Annotated in this window: 16 protein-coding genes; 6 read left to right on the top strand and 10 right to left on the bottom strand. The window is 60.3% G+C overall.

Annotated features, from left to right (window positions below):
- Positions 1 to 23: 23 nt before the first annotated feature.
- Positions 24 to 1,346: an integron integrase gene (locus PXH66_RS21875; protein WP_330932150.1), complete on the bottom strand. Its 1,323-nt coding sequence runs from the start codon at positions 1,344 to 1,346 to the stop codon at positions 24 to 26.
- Positions 1,347 to 2,339: 993 nt separating this feature from the next.
- Between PXH66_RS21875 and PXH66_RS21870 the strand changes: the two genes are divergently transcribed.
- The gene (locus PXH66_RS21870) at positions 2,340 to 2,645 is read left to right on the top strand and encodes a hypothetical protein (RefSeq protein WP_330932149.1); all 306 of its coding nucleotides are present in this window, start codon (positions 2,340 to 2,342) and stop codon (positions 2,643 to 2,645) included.
- A 389-nt stretch (positions 2,646 to 3,034) separates the two neighbouring features.
- Here the strand turns inward: PXH66_RS21870 and PXH66_RS21865 are convergent, their stop codons facing one another.
- Positions 3,035 to 4,318, bottom strand: coding sequence for a transposase (locus tag PXH66_RS21865; protein WP_330932148.1), 1,284 nt, complete (start codon positions 4,316 to 4,318; stop codon positions 3,035 to 3,037).
- Positions 4,319 to 4,470: 152 nt separating this feature from the next.
- Here PXH66_RS21865 and PXH66_RS21860 point away from each other — a divergent pair, with 152 nt between their 5' ends.
- Positions 4,471 to 4,938, top strand: a complete 468-nt coding sequence (locus tag PXH66_RS21860; RefSeq protein WP_330928350.1) for a hypothetical protein — start codon at positions 4,471 to 4,473, stop codon at positions 4,936 to 4,938.
- Positions 4,939 to 5,278: 340 nt separating this feature from the next.
- Here the strand turns inward: PXH66_RS21860 and PXH66_RS21855 are convergent, their stop codons facing one another.
- The 5 genes from PXH66_RS21855 to PXH66_RS21835 all read right to left on the bottom strand — a co-directional run bounded on the left by PXH66_RS21855 (position 5,279) and on the right by PXH66_RS21835 (position 11,268).
- Complete coding sequence (locus PXH66_RS21855; protein WP_330928349.1) at positions 5,279 to 6,388, bottom strand: TFIIB-type zinc ribbon-containing protein; 1,110 nt, start codon at positions 6,386 to 6,388, stop codon at positions 5,279 to 5,281.
- 4 nt (positions 6,389 to 6,392) lie between these two features.
- Positions 6,393 to 7,556, bottom strand: a complete 1,164-nt coding sequence (locus PXH66_RS21850; protein WP_330928348.1) for an SPFH domain-containing protein — start codon at positions 7,554 to 7,556, stop codon at positions 6,393 to 6,395.
- Positions 7,557 to 7,620: 64 nt separating this feature from the next.
- Complete coding sequence (locus tag PXH66_RS21845) at positions 7,621 to 8,724, bottom strand: WD40/YVTN/BNR-like repeat-containing protein (RefSeq protein WP_330928347.1); 1,104 nt, start codon at positions 8,722 to 8,724, stop codon at positions 7,621 to 7,623.
- A gap of 224 nt (positions 8,725 to 8,948) precedes the next feature.
- Entirely contained in the window at positions 8,949 to 9,341 is a 393-nt protein-coding gene (locus tag PXH66_RS21840; RefSeq protein WP_330928346.1) for a hypothetical protein, read from the bottom strand.
- Positions 9,342 to 9,444: 103 nt separating this feature from the next.
- Positions 9,445 to 11,268 carry a carbon starvation CstA family protein gene (locus PXH66_RS21835; RefSeq protein WP_330928345.1) on the bottom strand — a complete coding sequence of 608 codons (1,824 nt, stop codon included), beginning with the start codon at positions 11,266 to 11,268 and terminating at the stop codon, positions 9,445 to 9,447.
- A gap of 105 nt (positions 11,269 to 11,373) precedes the next feature.
- Between PXH66_RS21835 and PXH66_RS21830 the strand changes: the two genes are divergently transcribed.
- Positions 11,374 to 12,078 carry a hypothetical protein gene (locus tag PXH66_RS21830; protein WP_330928344.1) on the top strand — a complete coding sequence of 235 codons (705 nt, stop codon included), beginning with the start codon at positions 11,374 to 11,376 and terminating at the stop codon, positions 12,076 to 12,078.
- A gap of 12 nt (positions 12,079 to 12,090) precedes the next feature.
- Here PXH66_RS21830 and PXH66_RS21825 read toward each other — a convergent pair whose 3' ends face one another.
- Positions 12,091 to 12,753: an SGNH/GDSL hydrolase family protein gene (locus PXH66_RS21825; protein WP_330928343.1), complete on the bottom strand. Its 663-nt coding sequence runs from the start codon at positions 12,751 to 12,753 to the stop codon at positions 12,091 to 12,093.
- Between the two features lie 155 nt (positions 12,754 to 12,908).
- Between PXH66_RS21825 and PXH66_RS21820 the strand changes: the two genes are divergently transcribed.
- On the top strand, positions 12,909 to 13,712 hold the full coding sequence (locus tag PXH66_RS21820; RefSeq protein WP_330928342.1) for a glucosaminidase domain-containing protein: 804 nt from the start codon (positions 12,909 to 12,911) through the stop codon (positions 13,710 to 13,712).
- Positions 13,713 to 13,835: 123 nt separating this feature from the next.
- Here the strand turns inward: PXH66_RS21820 and PXH66_RS21815 are convergent, their stop codons facing one another.
- Both PXH66_RS21815 and PXH66_RS21810 read right to left on the bottom strand, forming a co-directional pair.
- A complete protein-coding gene (locus PXH66_RS21815) occupies positions 13,836 to 14,240 on the bottom strand; it encodes an Hsp20/alpha crystallin family protein (protein ID WP_330928341.1) in 405 nt (134 codons plus the stop codon).
- Between the two features lie 59 nt (positions 14,241 to 14,299).
- Positions 14,300 to 14,746, bottom strand: coding sequence for an Hsp20/alpha crystallin family protein (locus PXH66_RS21810; protein ID WP_330928340.1), 447 nt, complete (start codon positions 14,744 to 14,746; stop codon positions 14,300 to 14,302).
- A 194-nt stretch (positions 14,747 to 14,940) separates the two neighbouring features.
- Here PXH66_RS21810 and PXH66_RS21805 point away from each other — a divergent pair, with 194 nt between their 5' ends.
- Positions 14,941 to 16,140, top strand: a complete 1,200-nt coding sequence (locus PXH66_RS21805) for a MalY/PatB family protein (protein ID WP_330932147.1) — start codon at positions 14,941 to 14,943, stop codon at positions 16,138 to 16,140.
- A complete protein-coding gene (locus PXH66_RS21800; protein ID WP_330928338.1) occupies positions 16,137 to 16,760 on the top strand; it encodes a GNAT family N-acetyltransferase in 624 nt (207 codons plus the stop codon). Before PXH66_RS21805 ends, PXH66_RS21800 begins: the two co-directional genes overlap by 4 nt.
- Positions 16,761 to 16,768 lie beyond the last annotated feature (8 nt).

The following is a 16,768-nucleotide window of genomic DNA, read 5'->3' as shown; positions in this document are numbered from 1 at the left end:
CCTCCATTTACTTTTATCCTTGGTCAGCAAACCCAGAAACCATAACTAAAAATCCGCCCGGCCTGTCCAACCGATGGGGTCCACTTCATCCGTAAGTCGGCATGACCCATTAAATCCTGCACATTTCTGATATCGGTCCCGTCCTCCAACAAATGCGTGGCGAAACAATGCCGCAGCAGGTGAGGAGAGACTCGCTTGTCAATGTTGGCCCGCCGGGCGGCCGCCTTCACTGCCCGTTGAAACGTGCCGTCGAGCAAATGATGTCTTCGACGCACGCCGCTCACCGGATCGACCGACAACTTTCGCGACGGAAACAACCACTGCCATGGCCAATCCTCGCCCGCTCGTTTGAGTTTTCGAGTGAGTCCCTCCGGTAGCCATACGCCGGGCAAACCCTCTGCTCGGTCTTTCTCGAAAAGCGCGCGAAGCCGGTTCAAATGACGGTCAAGTCTCTGGTTCAACACATCTGGTAGCAGCGTTACCCGATCCTTGTTTCCTTTGCCCGCCAGAACATTCAACCGCCCTCGCTCCATATCGAGATCCTTCACCCGTAGCCGCAGCAACTCCATCAAGCGAATCCCGGAACCATACATCAACTCAGCCATCAGTCGTTCGGTTTCGCTGAGCTCTCGCCACAGACGCTTGAGCTCATTCCACCCCAGTATCGACGGCGCAAATCCCGACTTCCTGGATCGCTCAAACACCATATCGCCGAGTTCGATTTTCAGCCCCTCTTGCATGAAAAAAACCAACGCGTTGAGCGCCTGCTTCTGACTCGCACTGCTCAAACCTTCCTTCACCACCAGCTGGCTCAAGAACGCCCCCACCTCCTCTTTCGCCGCCACCCACGGCGACCGAGGCGTCAGGAAACGTGCGAAACGCTTCGCCCACCCACGATACGTTTGTTCCGTGCGCCATAAAAAACCGCGTTCCCGGATCGCTTTCACCAGCGCCTGCTCCCAATCCGAGTCACCCAAATCAACCGCTCGAAGCGTTGGTGGCTGCGAATGACCGGTAGCATTGAGGCCGTTAAGATCCTCCGCCGGTAGACCCGTCGACGGTGGAATAAATGCTCCCGACGCAGGCTGAGTGTTTGCTGTTTTCCGGGCTTCTCTCACCAACCAACGCAATGCCTCCCGTCTGATTTCATAACGCGAGCCATCCCGCCGCTCACACGCCTCGACATACCATTTCATCAATCCCACCGAAAGTCGGCGACGGGTGGTCTTGCAGACTCTCAGAACCGCGTGGATCTCAGTTTCGAACAGTTTTCGGCGGTTGCTCGGCAACCTCGAACTCTGCAGACGCGCCTTCCACGCCTTAAAATCGAGATACTCGTCGTTCATGCTGAATTTGGCTCAGGGCGGGTCTGGGCATAATGAGATGACCTAGTTGCTTCGATGGGCTCCACCCGTCGAATGTCGCTTTTGATGAAACGTGGAAAACGTCTCAATTCTTTCAATAATTCCTATTAGTCTGATTACCTGCAGGTTATGATCCTCGTTAGCCCTATCGGTCGCCGCGGCGCTATGCGCGAAATGCGGCATTCAACTGCATCGGCTTAAACCGGTTGATAAAATCGGCGAAATTCGAGCATTTTCACGCCGCACGAACACGGAAGGCATTTACGCCCCTGAACAGCTACGATTCGCTTGTAGATTACTAGCGAGAGACTTGCGAAAGATTACTCACGGAGACTAAAAACGCCGGATGCGCGATATGCGGCATTCACCAGCGTGCGAAATTCGCCGATGTAATTTCCGACTCGCCGGAACGCCGCTTTTCGTGAAACTGCGGATCAACGCTGGCTGCGTTAGAGGAACACTTACCCCATGATCTTCAGAAAGATACGCCCCCCCGCCTTTCCATCGTCCCGATCGCCCATTGCGCGATATGCTGCATTCAATGCAGGCTAATAACACTGTTGGACTGACATGATCGCAGAAGCTCTAATACCCCTCTGCATCGGCGTGGGCTTTCTGTCTGTGGCAGGCATGACGGTTCTGAGCTATTTGATGATTGGTGAGACAACCGAAGATTTGGAGCCATTCGGTGACTGGTTGATTTTCAGTTGGGCCAGCTTACCTTTCCGACCTGATTCCTTAACGATCGAAGGTCTGAAATATAGGAGGTGGTATCTGAGGCTACTATTCGCATTTGTCGCGGCCATCCTCGTCGTCTTCGCGATTGCACGAATTCACCGCACATGACACCGAGAAGAAAGTCCAACCAGCCAGTGCAGACAAGGAGCACCAGTCACACAAAATTGGTGTATGAGTATTCATCTTCTGGATGCTCCCGTCTGACTTAAATCGTTGGCCATAGCTGTTATGCCGATCATGGACGAAGTCACATTTCGAAGCACCTTCGGACAGAAGATGCAGCGAGTCGCAGCGTCCGGTGATGTTCCGTTCCCTTTCTGGAGCTATGCGGACACGATCCCCAAAGAAGATTTCCAAGGTTATGATTGTTCCGAAGGGAGCGTTCAGTGGGTGTGGCGGGGAGATGATGGCCGATTCGAGCACGTGCTGATCGACACGAAGGAAGATCCTGATGTGTTTATGGCCGTGGTTTTAGATCTCCAGAAGCGTCAAGTAGCCGGTCATCGGCTGCTGGACTTGAAGCTCGAATATGGACTTCGATAGTTCCAGAAAAGAGGCCAACCAGCCGCTCTTCCTTAGGTAGTATCAAGTGATAAAACTCGTTATTTAGCAGGAACCCTGGCGGGGACCAGCGGTGGAGGGCGAAGCCATTCACCGCCCGTTTCACGGGAGTGGTTTGTGGGGTTGGGGATCCCGGGCACCCGCGATGATCTTCATCCGATGATCTGGCCTGTAGTCGACCAGTCTGGTGGATACTTTAACGGCGGTGTGACCGGGGTCCCGCCGGAAGGGGCGGTGGGAACATGCAGGTGGTCATCGGCCGAAGCCGTGACGAACGACTGGCGGCCCTCTTGCCGACGGGCCCCGGAAAGGTTTTTAGCGTAAGGGTTCGATCATGGGTGGGGTGGGAAAGGTGAGGATGTCAGGCGGCTTCAGGCCGCCGCCCGGGTCGCCGATTCACAGGCAAACACGCGTTGCGGATCGTAGGTCGTGGCGCTGCGTTCCAGGCCGTAGAGCAGTTTGAGGAACTTGCGCGCGACCGCGGTCATGGCCTTGGCTCCACACATGCCCTCGGCGCGTTTGCCGTGGTAATACTCGCCGTAGAGTTGCCCTCGCACCACGCGCTTGAGCACCGCTTGTGAGAGCACGTGGCGCAAGCGGGCGCGTCCCTTTTTGCTTTGCCGATCCTGTCCACGTTGCGAGCCACTTTGGCGGGGACGCAGGTTCAATCCACCGTAGCGCAACAGTTGTTTGACACTGGCAAACTCGTTGAGTGGCCCGGTCTCCGCGAGCACCCGGGCTAATAGGAATGGACTGATCAGGCCGGGGTGCGCTTGCAGCCGGGTTTCCTCGTGTCGCTGCAGTTGTTCGAGGAGCCCGATCATGCGGTCGCGGCAGGCTTGCATGCGTTGCTGGACCAGGCGTAGGTCGGCGTAGTGCTCACGCAATTGCGCGCTCAGTTCCTCGCGCCACAGCTCGTCATCGACGCACAACTCGCAGGCTTGGGCATCGTGCCACAGTCGCGCGATCGTCGAGTGATACAACTTGCGCCGGCGCAGGCGCTCGCGGAAGCGGCTCCACCCGGGCGCGAGCATCGAGGCCGGGTTGAACCCATAGAGCTCGAGCACGACCCCGGCCGCGCGGCTCTTAAATAACCAGTCCTTTTTGAAGGACAACTCGCTGCACAGGTGCAGCAAGGTCTTGTGAATCCGATTTTTGGTCTGCGTGCAGCCACGCTCCAGTCGATCGTAATAGGCTCCCAGTTCGCGCAGGGCCAGCCACCGACTGGTGAGCTCCCGGTCCGTGAGCGTCTTGCCCCACTTGGCCAATAGCAGCATCGTGCGCGGATCCTTCCAATCGCTCTTGCCGGTATCGTTGTTCTGCACCACCTGCATCTGGTGCACGCTCTCACCACTCACCAACGCGGTCATGCAACCATGCTGGCGGGCGAGTTTTAAGAGGCGCTTTTCGTAGCCACCGGTGGGTTCGCAAATCACCTGGGCGTGAGTGAATCCCAAGGCTTTAGCACGGGCCTTGATCTGATCCAACCACGCCGGGATCGCCGTGTTGGCATTGGGCACGATGCCCTCCTCCAGACGGCCTTTATCATCACATTCAAACGCCCAGTTCAAAGTCTGCTTGGAGACATCCACGCAGACATTGAGCCAGCGGCTTTGCAGTTGCTCACTGCCAGGATTGATCGTTGGTTTGTTCATGCTTAACTCCGTGGTCCCGGTAACACCAAAACGCGGAAGGTCGCAACCCCTCGCGCTCCCGTTGCCGGGACCGCTTTCTTGGCCTCATTCACCTATTAGTAGCATTCAGAGAACGGCGACAAGTCGCCGCCTCTGAGCTGAATCGTTAGGAAATGAAACTTAAGACGATAATCCTCATTCTTGTTTCGAGCGTTTGCACAGTTTCCAGTTCAGCGCAGCTGGGAATGCACCCCTTTCTAGGGGAGCTCGACCGCATCAAACAAGCGGTGAACGATGGTGATTCTGAATCCGTCTATAAGCTGTCTTCGATGTGGTTCCGGGAGGCTGTTTCATTCAGTCAATTCGATGAGGACTTTAGGGCAGCCGATCGCCAGATCGAGGAACTTGTTCCGCTACATTCTACGATAGGGCCTGATCTTGCGACGGTTGTGGTGAAAATGAAATACCGCGAAAAAGGCCGTGGATTGATAAGCGGATTCGCAGTGATATATTTTGATTACGAACTCGATAGTTGGAAATTCAACACGATACCTTTTTCACGAAGTCTGAATGCGCTCTGCTCCGCTCGCTTACCGGCACCACTTAAGATGGGATTCTACAATTATGAGAAGAAATCCTAACAAATCGACGCAGGCAATGACCTACGGCTTCGCCGTCGGCCATGCCTGATCTCAATCGATAGGCAAATGAAGAAGATCACCGCGTTTATTCTGACATTGCTCGTGTCGACCAGCTTTGCGTCCGAACCGCAGGACGTCGCCGAGAAGGGCATGCGAGCCAGTCAAAGGGGACATAGCCAGTCAAAGGGGACATTGTTTGACTCTTGACAAGATCATCAGCGGGGCCTCTGAGGGGGAGGCATGTCGTCACATTGTCAGCATTTGCGTTGGGGCGATTTGACGGAGTCGTGTCGTTACTGGGGTATTTTTTCACTTTTGGTCACGAATAACTTACGCCGCGCTACGATTGGTTGGCGGCCCACGCGATCACTGCGACCAGCGCGATGCCGACCAGCGCGGTGACGGTGATTTTCAGCCAGCTCCAGGGGCGTTCGCCCTGCACTTCACCGGTCCGGGCGTTGACCATGATGCGGAAGACCCGCTCTTTGAAACGGTAGGTGCTGATCCACACCGGCAACAGGATGTGCTTGAAGGTGATGTCCCGGTAGGTGACGCGGTAATCCAGAATGCGTTGCGTATCGCCGCCGATGTCGGCGCGGATCGTTTGCTGTATGGGCCCGGTCATTTGTTGTTCGGCCGCCGCAAATCCGCTTTCAAGATCGACCGAGTAACTCTCCGTCTTGAACCCCGCCATGTAGGCGCGATCAGCCGCCACCAGTTCTGGCAGTCCCCAGGGCTCCAGCGCCTCCACATATTTTGTTGGCAGCGAATGCGACGCGGCGACGAGGAGGTCGTCGAAGCGGTTCAACACCCGGCCACTCGCCGGATACCAGCGGGTCTTGCGCACCTGTCGCGACTTGCGCACAGACTTCCCGTTGGCGTCGGTCGTCGTGTAATGCTCGGTCACCCAATAATAGATGCCGCGCTGACCCACATACGACGTCGAGCAATCGGTGTCGTAGGTCCAGTGCGGCAGGAACACGCCTTGCAACCCGCCGTCGAGCTGTCCCATACGCTTCAACGTGTTGGGCGCAAACCATCGGCTCGCCAACCACGCTTTGAATGACTGGCGCGCGTCGTCGCGCGGCACCGCAAACGGGAGCAACGCTTGCGGTTGAATGAGTCGGCGCGACTGCGCCTCGGCTTCAACCGGCACCCCGCAAAACGCACAACTGTCGTGACTGATATTCGGATCGAGTGTCGATTCCGCTCCACAACTCACACACTTGGCCGTCGACACGTCGTAGGTGCCGGCGGCCGATTCTCCCGCGGCAAGCACGGCCCGAAAATCCTGCTCGCCGACCGCATCGGCCATGACCGGAATCTCGTTTTGCGTGCCGCAATACGGGCACTGCAACGCGCTCAGCCCGATCTCGTAACTCACATCGGCCCCGCACTGCACGCAGGCAAATTCGTGCGCGCCGACTTCGGCTGATTTCTCCGCGGCCATGCCGTTAGGCCGAGGGCGGAGGCGGTGGTGGTGGTGGTGGTGTGGCCCCCGGCGGGGGTGGGGGCGGCGGAGGCGGCACGGTGGCAAAGACCGGGTTGAGTTCAGTCACTTGTCCGGCCGGCAACCAACCCGATTGGCCTTCGCGCCAAACCGTGGAAGCACGCGTGAACGCGCCGCTCTGGGCCTGTAATTTCAATGTGTTCAAGTCGAACGGTCCGGTGGTCTGACCGTTGACGGCCACGTGAAAGGTCAATGCGGGCGGCGGTGGCGGCGGCGGTGCCTGACCACCGCCTGAACCACCGGCGGCGGACGGTTGCATGGCGTGCGCCATCTGGCCCGCCATGGCGAAGCCCATGCCGAGGCCCATGCCTTCGGCCGCGCCTCCTCCGGCGGAATTCTCGGCGGCTTTCTCCATCGCGGTGGCGGCTTGAAATTTGGTGTATTGATCGAGGTTTCCGAGAATGCCCATGCTGGAGCGCTTATCGAGGGCCTCCTCGACGGCCGGCGGCAGGGAAATATTCTCCACCATCAGCGTCACGACTTCCAAGCCGTAGGTCGTGAAATCGGGGCTGATTTTCTTGCCCACAAATTCGCCGAGCTCGTCGTAGTTGGCCGCCATGTCGAGAACCGGAATACGGCTCTCCCCGATCGCGTCGGAAAACCGCGACACGATCAGATTGCGCAACTGCCCGACGATTTCCTCGGTCGTGAAATGTCCGTCCGTCCCCACGATTTCGCGCAAAAACACGGCCGGATCGGTCACGCGCACGCCATAGGTGCCAAACGCCCGAAGGCGCACCGGCCCAAACTCGGCGTCGCGCAACGTGATGGGATTTTTGGTGCCCCATTTTTGATCCACGAAACGGCGGGTGCTGACGAAATAGACTTCCGCTTTGAAGGGGCTCTCGAAGCCGTGGACCCAGCCTTTGAGTGTCGACAGAATCGGGACGTTCTTGGTCTCGAGGGTGTAGGTGCCGGGAGTGAACACATCGGCCAGTTTGCCTTCGTTGACAAATATCGCGGCCTGCCCTTCGCGCACCACCAACTTGGCCCCGTATTTAATCTCGTTACCGTAACGTTCGAAACGATGAACGAGGGTGTTGTTGGAGTCGTCGAGCCATTCGACGATGTCGATCAGCTCACCTTTTAGTTTATCCCAAAATGCCATGGTTCGAAGCGGGGTTGAAGTTGGCTAAATCCTGCAACGCGTGGACGGCGCTGCAACGACGGTTTCACCCGCTGGAAAATCGGCCGACTTTTATAGTCGTGATGCGCGGCAGCCGCGCGGGTAGCTGCGTCCAGTTTTCGCCGTCGTCGCGCGAGTAAAACACTTCGCCGCCGGTCGTGCCCAGATACACGCCCGATGGCGAAAGCGCATCCGCCGCCATCGCGTCGCGCAGCACGCCGACGTAACAATCCTTGGGCGGCAGGCCCTTCACCATCGCCTGCCACACGCGTCCGCGATCGCGCGAACGCCAGACCTTGAACACGCCATCCGGCACGATGCGAAAATGGTCGTTCACCAACGGCACCACGAACAAATCGCGGGCGGTCACAGCGAGCGGAAAGCCGAAGTCGTGCGGCAGTCCGTCGGAAATTTTCGTCCACGAATCCGCCCCGTCGGACGATTTGTAGACGCCGAAATGATACTGCAATACGAGTGCGCCCGGCTGCACCGGATCAAGCGCGAGTTTGTGCACGCAGCGTCCCATGTCGGGATCTTTGATAAACTCCGGCGCCACGTTCGGCAGGCCGTGGTTGCACATCTCCCACGACTCGCCCGCATCCACGCTCCGGAAAACTCCCACCGATGAAATCCCGACCCACAAGCGATCCGGGTTCGTCGGATCGACCACCACCGAATGCAGACACAGTCCGCCAAATCCCGGGGTCCAGCGCGGTCGCGTCGGATGCGCCGTGAGACCCGTCAGTTCGTCCCAGGTCTCGCCGTCATCACGACTCACAAACAACGCCGCGTCATCGACGCCCGCATACCACGTGCCCGGCCGGTCGGGGTGCCCGGGCACGATTTGCCAAATGTGCTTGAGCTTGGCCTCGGCGGCTTCCGCAAACTTCGGATCTCGGGCGACCTCGCGCCACGTTTCACCACGATCCTCGGAGATGCGAATGGTCGGTCCGCGCCCCCATTCTTCCGTGCCCATGAGAATGCGATCTCGCGCCGGATCGGCGCACACACTGAAGACTTCGTGAGCCGGAAAATGTGGTCCGCTCAACCGCCACGCTTGGCGGGACTCATCACCGTAAAAGAGAAACAGGCCCTTGACCGTGCCCACCAGCAACACGACGGGGTGACTCGCGGATGGGGCGGAAGACATGCCGAGCATGTTGTGAGACCAGCGCCCAAAAATCGAGCCGGATCAACGAACGAACCGGTGCGACCTCGATCGCGGAGAGATCACAAAACGCCGCCAGTGAGACTCTCCCCATGGAGGAGCTGCGCTTGCGCGCGATCACACTGCCTCTTAGCGCCGAATTCACCAAGGCGCCGCGTTCAATCCCGCGCGAGCGCGTGCTACATCGATACTGGGGAGGGGCGTCGTCAGCCGCGGTGCGATGACTTTTCGTTTTCCGACCAGTAACGGCTCAGCACGCCGTCTTGGATTTCGAAAAACACCGTTGTGATGTCTTCCTTGCGGGAACTGGTGTCGAGCACGAGCAACAGCTCGGTGTCGATACGGGTCACGTGTTTGGACGTGTAGCGCAGGATCTTGGTGCCGGGATCGACTTGGTCCTTGCGCGACGGTTCGCCCAATGTGGCGACGAGCCAGGATTCGGTGGTCACGCCGGGTTGGACTTTGTTCAAGGTTTCCGTCGAAACTCGGTTGCCCGAGAAGTGCGAATCCTGATGGGAGTTAATCACGGCGCAGCCCGAGACGAGCAGCACCCAGGCGGTCGCGACGGCGACACCACGGAGAGTTTGGCGAGTATTCATTGTAACGCGGGTTGGAGTATTCAGTTACCTCTATCACCCCGCTGGGACGCGTCCGGTTACAGGAAAATTCACTCTGCCCGCGAATTCTTCGAAGGCGGCGTGCCTACGTCGTCACCGGCTCCACCGCGCCCGTCTCGATCACACCTTTGACGCGGGGGAACAATTTGATCGCTTCGATCACCATCCAGACCTCCAAGGCCATCGTGATCACCGCCACCGCCACGAGCAGCCAGTTCTCCTGCGCCCACCAACTGCTCTCCCCCACAAACGCCTGCAACGTCATCGCCCACGCCGGCAGGATCAGCATGAGAATCATCGGCCCCACCAGGAACCAGATCGGCACGGATCGACGCCACAGGTAAAACGCGATGACGAGAAACGACAGCCCGCCGAGCAACTGGTTGGTCGCCCCAAAAATCGGCCACAGCATCAGGCCGCCGCGACCCGCCGCGGCGAGCGACCATGACTGCCCCGACGGCGGCGTTGCGGCCATGAGCAACGCCGTGCCCACCGCAAACACCGTCGCGCCGTGCTTCCCCCGCAACCACCCGAGCGCATCGAAACCGCCGACTGCTTTTGGAGCCACCGTGTTGGCGAGCTCCTGCACGATGTAGCGTTGCAAGCGGCACGCCGTGTCGAGCGTGGTCGCCGCAAACGATGCGACGAACACCCCCATTAACGCGATGGCGACCGCCCCGGAAATTCCGAGCGCCTGCAGGAAATTCGCCGAGCCGCCTACAAACGCGCCCAAAGCCGGACCCAGCCCGGCGCTCCACACGCCGTAGTGATGCGTCCACGCCGCCGCGCCAACCAACGTTTCGCCGCCCGGCCCTTTCACGCCCAGCCCCACGCCCGCCGCACAAGCGAGGATCACAAGCGTCGCCAGAAACCCTTCGGTCAGCATCGCTCCGTAACCGACAAAACGCGCGTCGGGCTCGGTCTTGAGCTGTTTGCTGCTCGTGCCCGAGGAGACGAGGCAATGGAACCCGCTAATCGCGCCGCACGCGATGGTGATGAACAAAAATGGAAACATCGCCGGCGCGCCCACCGGGTTGGCGTTGATCGCTGGTGCCGCCATCGCAAACACCGGACCGGCCTCACCCGCGCCACCGAAAAACGATGCCGCGACCACGCCGACCACGAGCAGTCCCAACACCGAGATGAGTTGCAACGCGTTGATGTAATCGCGCGGTTGCAACAGCGCCCACACCGGCAGCACCGAGGCCACGTAGGAATAGATCAACAGCAACAGCACCCAGCTGATCAGCGACCACTCCGCCATCGCCGAGTTGAGCGTGTGCAAAAAGCCCACGTCGCCGTAAATCACCGTCAGATACATCACGCCCAACGCGATCACCGACGCCAACTTCAGACTCTTGCCGTGGCGGTTGAGCCACGCGCCGATTCCCACCGCGATCGGGATCTGAATGAGACAAGGCACGATCGCACTCGGGAACATGCGAAACACCGTCGCGATCACCAAACCAAAGATCGCGAGCACGATCGTCAGCGCCAAAAACAATACGCACAAAAACAACAGCCGCACCCGCCGATTGAGCACGCGGCCCGCGATGTCGCCGACCGTCTGACCGTTGTTGCGCAACGACACCACCAGCGCGCCGAGGTCGTGCACCGCGCCGATGAAGATCGAACCGAAGATCACCCACAACAAGGCCGGCAACCAGCCCCACATGATCGCCACCGCCGGACCGACGATCGGACCCGTGCCCGCGATCGACGCGAAGTGATGCCCAAAAACCACGCCGGTGTTCGTCTCCACGTAGTCGTTGCCATCCGCCATACGGCGCGACGGACAGATCGCGTTGGCCGACAACTTAAAGATCTTTCCGCCGAGCCAACGGCCGTAGGTGTGGTAGGCGACGACGAAGCCGACGCCCGCGAGTAAAGCGATGAGGAGCGGATGCATGGGGTAACTGGGTCCACTTACATGCCCGCCAACTCCCGGCGGGTCTAGCTTCGATCCTGAATCCGCTCGCGGAACTCCTTCGCGTGTTTCAGGGTCCCAACCCTGATGAACGCGCGGCCCCCACACCCCCACGCGGCGCGCAATCGCCTCCTGCTCGCGCTGATCCTGTTGGTTTCAACCGTCATGGCATCGGCCGACATGGTCCCCATTGGTCTCCGCTACGTCCGGATTACCCTGTCCAATGGCCGCGTGCTCAAGAACGCCAATATCAACGGGTTCAACCGCGACGCGAATCTCGTTTACGTCCTCGAGGACCACCGCCTGCGCCCCTATCCCGTGTCGCTCTTCCCCGAAGCGATAACCGACGCCATCGCTTCCCGCGCCGCCGAATATCCCCGCAATCCCGAACGGAAGCGCCCGCCCGCTCCCGCCCCCAAAGCCCCGGTCGCCGCGCCGGACAAATACGACACGTCCGCCTCCGCCGTGGCCAGCCGCCAAGCCGCGCTCGAAGCGGCCATCGCCGAAAAAGCCGACGCGGCCGCGCGCCGCCACCTGCGCTACAGTATCAAAATCGGCTCCGGCTACGCCACCGTGACCGACGTCGATCTCGAACTCAGCGCGCCCAAGCCCGTGCCCGGCTGGTCGGGTCGCTATCGCGTGACCGGCAGCGGCTACTACAGTTACTATGAAAGCGTCGGCAGCGCGTTTCGTCGACGCACCCGCGGCATCGAAATCACCCTCGACGCCTCCAACCCCGAACAAATCGAGATTCTCGACGTCGAAACCAACTGGGGCTCGTCCTGGAACTAACGTCCGTTCGTATCAATCGATCAAATACGGCGCCACGATCGCACGCCACATCACGTAGCCGGCCGCGTTCATGTGGAGCTTGTCGTCGACGTAGATGTCACGCGAGGGCGTGCCGTCTGCGCCCAGCATCGGCGTCCAGACATCGATGAAATCGTAGCCGTTGCGCGCACAGTAGGCGGCGGCGAGCGCGTTGAAGCGGGACTGTTCCGCTCGTTGCGACCATCGGGCGGGATTCGGGGCCGCCGCAATCAAGGCGATCTTGGTGCCGGGCAAGGCCACCTCGATCATGCCACACAACGTCGCCCAGTCAGCCAGGACCTGCTCGGCGGATTCCCCGCCACTGATATCGTTGGTGCCGGAATAGACCACAACCTGACGCGGATGCGTCGGCACCACCACGCGGTCGAAATAACCAATCAGATCCGAAATCTGGGAGCCCCCGAATCCCCGATTGACGACCGGGTGGTGCGGAAAATCCTCCGCCAAGGTTTTCCACAACCGAATGCTGGAACTGCCGGTGAACACGATGCCGTTCGCCGGCGGCGGGGTTTCCGCTTCGCGCTGCTCGATGGCGGATATCTCCTGCTCCCATTTCGCGTTGCGCGGCTCGCCCTGCAAGGCGCCCAAACCGATTCCCACCGCGATAAGAAAACCGACCCGTTTCCAAAAATGCATCACCCGACCGTGCGACTCTGGCCGGACGCGTCAACTTTCCGCCGAAGCCAGCGACTTGCGTTATCGCGTCGCCCGACCTACGATCCGTGCGTCAGTAGCGATCCACCCGCCTCGGAAACAGGGCGGCCCCTCATCCCCTGGAACCCACCGAACTCATGAGCCGACCCCGCGCCCTCCCCACCGCCGCCCGCCCCCGCCAACGTTCCGTGGTCACCATTGCCAAAGTCGCGGGCGTCGTGGTGGTGCTCTTTTTCGTGGGTCGGTGGATCTTCGGCCCGGAACACCTGCCCGACTTTGGCAGCATCGAAGACACCTCCGAGAAAAAGGCCGCCTTCTTCACCTACCTCCTCCCGCACATCACTGCTGTCAACGAGGAGATCCTCCAACAACGGGCCACGTTGCAAGCGATTCGGGATGACTTGGCCGAGGACGACGACGAACCGGGGTGGCTCAACCGCCGCCGCCTCGACGAGTTGTGCGTGGCCTATGATTTGGAGCCGCCCGAGACCTACAATTTGGCGTTCGTCGATCGACTCCTGCGTCGCGTCGACATCATCGCGCCCTCGCTGGTGATGGCGCAGGCCGCGATCGAGTCAGCCTGGGGCACCTCTCGATTCGCACGTCAGGGCAACAATCTCTTCGGCATGCGCACCTATGAGCCGGGAACCGGCATCGTGCCCAAACGTCGACCCGCCGGAGCCACCTGGGAAGTCGCCGCCTACGACTCCGTGCGCGGAGCCATCGACAACCTGGCGCACAACCTCAACACCAACGGCTCCTACCGCCAGATGCGTTCCATTCGCCGCGACCTGCGTCGGCGCGGGGCCCCGATCACCGGCTCCGCGCTCGCGGGCGGATTGGTGCGCTATTCCGAAAAAGGCCACGAATACATCTCCATGGTGCGCTCCATGATTCGCGTGAACGACCTGGAACGCTTCGATCGACCAGCCCCGGACTGAATTTTACGAGGAATCCGCAGACGAAAACGCGCCGGGCTCCTCGAGAGGAACGCCGGCGCGGTTACAGGTGGTTTGATATCGTTCGGCTGTCAAAAGAGACGCCGGCGCGATACTCAGGTTACGTTAGGCCACCGCGATCTTGCGGGGCTTGATGGCCTCGGCCTTGGGCAGGCTCACGCGCAGAACACCGTCGACCAGCTCGGCGCGGATTTTGTCGAGATCGACCGAGTTGTCGTGATCGAGTTCCAAGAGGAACGCGGCGTCAGACGTCTCGCGGTAGAGCGAAGTCCAGCTGGTGGGACGCGTCCAGGCGCGCTTACCCACGATGCGCAAGGTGTCGTCCTCCGCCGTGATCTCGAGGCCGTCCTTGGCCACGCCGGGCAAGTCCACGGTCAGGCCAAACGCTTCGTCGGTTTCCTTGATTTCGTAGTGCGGTTTCACAGTCGCACCGAGATCTTCGTCGCGGTGCCCCTGACGCACGGCCGGGCTGCGGTGAAACGCGGGGATGAGTGAGTTGAATACATTCATGATGGTTTTTCCGTTATTGAGGGAGTTGATGGATTTAAGCGGTAGCGGGCAGCCGACGGTTACTTGACCGCGACGGTGATCTTGCGCGGCTTGGCCTCTTCCTTCTTGGGCAGCGTCACGGTGAGGACGCCGTTTTCGTAGGCCGCCGTCACGCCGTCGGCCTTCACTTCGTCTGGCAATGCCACGGAACGGTTGAACTTGGCGGTCGAGGTCTTCTCGCCCTGCTTGGTCTCGCGAGTGGCGGCAATGGTGAGATAGCCGTCAACCACTTCGACGCTGATCGCATCGCGCTTGAAGCCAGGAAGCTCGGCGCGCACGAACGCACTGTGGTCGTCTTCGTAGAGGTCGACCGGGAAACGGTCGGCCGCGGGAGCGCCACCGAAGTCGGAGAGCGCGGATTGAAACAACCGATCGATTTCCGTCTCCAGGCCCGACCACGGGTTGCGGCCGAAAACCGAAGCGGGAGCGAAACGATTGGTGGGTTGGGTGTAGCGAACGATTCTCATGATTTTATTTCTCCTTGGGAGGGTTAAGAGTGGATGAACATCTCTCGTTTTGCATACGGAATGCCGACTCCCGCCAGGGAGCTATACCACTGTTTATCAGCGGCTTAGTTTCTCATCCCGGGGCGAACTGCGCAATTTTGTCCGCAACTGTGACGTCGCACGTGGGAAATTCCGTCGCGCCGATTTCGCAATCCGTGCTTTCTCCCGTCCCCAGTCCGTTTACACCTGAACCGCTCATGGCCTTCGACTTCTCCACGCCCCCGCAACGTTTCGATACCGACTCCCAGAAATGGCAGAAATACGCCGACCGCGACATCCTCCCGATGTGGGTCGCCGACATGGATTTCGTGTCGCCTCCCGCCGTGCTCGAAGCCCTGCATCAACGCGTCGACCACGGCGTCTTCGGCTACGCACGGCCGATCAAATCAACCCTCGATGCCATCGTCACTCACCATCGTGAACACTACGGCTGGGACATCGATCCGTCGTGGATCGTATGGCTGCCCGGCATGGTCTGCGGCCTCAATCTGTGCGCCCTCACCTATGCTGCGGCCGAGGAGAACTACCTCACCCTCACCCCGGTTTACCCCCCGTTTCTCACCGCCGGACGCAACTTCGGCCGACGCGCCGTGCGCTCATCGTGGGTCTTGTCCGATGGCCAATGGATCATCGACTGGGACGCTCTGGAAGCGGCCGTCACGCCTTCGACGAAGCTGTTTTACCTGTGCAATCCTCACAACCCCATCGCCCGCGTTTGGCGACGCGAGGAACTCGTTCGCCTCGGCGAATTTTGCGAAAAACACGACCTGCTCCTCATCTCCGATGAGATCCACTGCGACTTGATTCTCGATGAGAAAATACCGCATGTTCCCAGCGCCACCCTCAGCCCCGAACTCGCCGCGCGCACCATCACGCTCATGGCGCCGAGCAAGACCTACAACATTGCCGGTCTCGGCTGCACCCTCGCCATTATTTCCAACGAGAAACTGCGGCACCAATTCGAACGCACGTCGCGCGGCCTGTTGCCCGAGGTCAACAACCTCGCTTACGCCGCGGGCGAGGCCGCCTACGGTCGTTCCGAGAAATGGCGGCAGGGCTTGCTCACCACCTTGCGCACCAACGCCGCGCTCATTCAACGCGTGATCGGCGGACTGCCCGGCGTGCACCTCGAAGCCCCGCAGGAAGCGACCTACCTGTCCTGGATCAACGTCGCCGACCTCAACCTCCCGGACCCGGTCGCGCACTTCGAGGCGCACGGCATCGGCCTCAGCGACGGCAGCTTCTTCGGCGCTCCTCCGGGACACTACGTGCGGCTCAACTTCGGTTGTCCGCTCATGACGCTGCGGGAAGGTCTGCGCCGTTTCGCCACCGGCGTGCAAGCCGCTCGCCCATGAACTCCGCCGATACCGACCCTCGCCCGTCCTTTCGCGTGCGACCGGTCACGCTGGCCAACGATCACGTGCAGCTCGAGCCCATGCGACCAACGCATGCTCCCGAACTGTTCATGATCGGTCAGGACGAAGCCACCTGGCGCTACATGCCCTCGCCCGCTTTTGTCGCCGCCCTCGACGCCGCCAATTGGGTGACCGCCATGCTGCACGATGAATTGGCCGGCTCCCGCGTGCCCTTGGTGGTGCGCCGCCAATGCGACGACCAAGTCGTCGGTTCGACCAGTCTCTTTGACATCCGCGTGCCCGAACGCGCCGTCGAAATCGGTTACACCTGGTATGAGCCCGCGGCCTGCCGCACCGCCGTAAACACCGCCACCAAACTTCTGCTCCTCACCCACTGTTTCGACACCCTCGGAGCCGAACGCGTGCAGCTCAAAACCGACGCCCGCAACCTCGCCTCCCAGCGCGCCATCGAACGCCTCGGGGCCACCCGCGAAGGCGTGCTGCGCCACCATATGCGCGTGCAGAACGGCTTTGTTCGCGACAGCGTTTACTACAGCATTCTCGCCAACGAATGGGCACCGATCCGCGATCGGTTGACCGCTCGACTCGCCCGCGGCTGAACCCGGCA

It is taken from the genome of Synoicihabitans lomoniglobus, assembly GCF_029023725.1.
In the GTDB taxonomy this organism is placed as follows: Bacteria; Verrucomicrobiota; Verrucomicrobiia; order Opitutales; family Opitutaceae; genus Actomonas; species Actomonas lomonigloba.
The sequence above is the reverse complement of the archived record's forward strand: the minus strand, read 5'-3'. Positions and strand labels throughout refer to the sequence as shown.

Bases quoted from the DNA above. Each gene is read 5' to 3' on its own strand.
- PXH66_RS21815 (WP_330928341.1), bottom strand. From the start codon at position 14,240: ATGAATGTATTCAACTCACTCATCCCCGCGTTTCACCGCAGCCCGGCC.
- PXH66_RS21810 (WP_330928340.1), bottom strand. From the start codon at position 14,746: ATGAGAATCGTTCGCTACACCCAACCCACCAATCGTTTCGCTCCCGCT.
- PXH66_RS21855 (WP_330928349.1), bottom strand. From the start codon at position 6,388: ATGGCCGCGGAGAAATCAGCCGAAGTCGGCGCGCACGAATTTGCCTGC.
- PXH66_RS21850 (WP_330928348.1), bottom strand. From the start codon at position 7,556: ATGGCATTTTGGGATAAACTAAAAGGTGAGCTGATCGACATCGTCGAA.
- PXH66_RS21870 (WP_330932149.1), top strand. From the start codon at position 2,340: ATGGACGAAGTCACATTTCGAAGCACCTTCGGACAGAAGATGCAGCGA.
- PXH66_RS21840 (WP_330928346.1), bottom strand. From the start codon at position 9,341: ATGAATACTCGCCAAACTCTCCGTGGTGTCGCCGTCGCGACCGCCTGG.
- PXH66_RS21875 (WP_330932150.1), bottom strand. From the start codon at position 1,346: ATGAACGACGAGTATCTCGATTTTAAGGCGTGGAAGGCGCGTCTGCAG.
- PXH66_RS21825 (WP_330928343.1), bottom strand. From the start codon at position 12,753: ATGCATTTTTGGAAACGGGTCGGTTTTCTTATCGCGGTGGGAATCGGT.
- PXH66_RS21835 (WP_330928345.1), bottom strand. From the start codon at position 11,268: ATGCATCCGCTCCTCATCGCTTTACTCGCGGGCGTCGGCTTCGTCGTC.
- PXH66_RS21830 (WP_330928344.1), top strand. From the start codon at position 11,374: ATGAACGCGCGGCCCCCACACCCCCACGCGGCGCGCAATCGCCTCCTG.
- PXH66_RS21860 (WP_330928350.1), top strand. From the start codon at position 4,471: ATGAAACTTAAGACGATAATCCTCATTCTTGTTTCGAGCGTTTGCACA.
- PXH66_RS21800 (WP_330928338.1), top strand. From the start codon at position 16,137: ATGAACTCCGCCGATACCGACCCTCGCCCGTCCTTTCGCGTGCGACCG.
- PXH66_RS21820 (WP_330928342.1), top strand. From the start codon at position 12,909: ATGAGCCGACCCCGCGCCCTCCCCACCGCCGCCCGCCCCCGCCAACGT.
- PXH66_RS21845 (WP_330928347.1), bottom strand. From the start codon at position 8,724: ATGTCTTCCGCCCCATCCGCGAGTCACCCCGTCGTGTTGCTGGTGGGC.
- PXH66_RS21865 (WP_330932148.1), bottom strand. From the start codon at position 4,318: ATGAACAAACCAACGATCAATCCTGGCAGTGAGCAACTGCAAAGCCGC.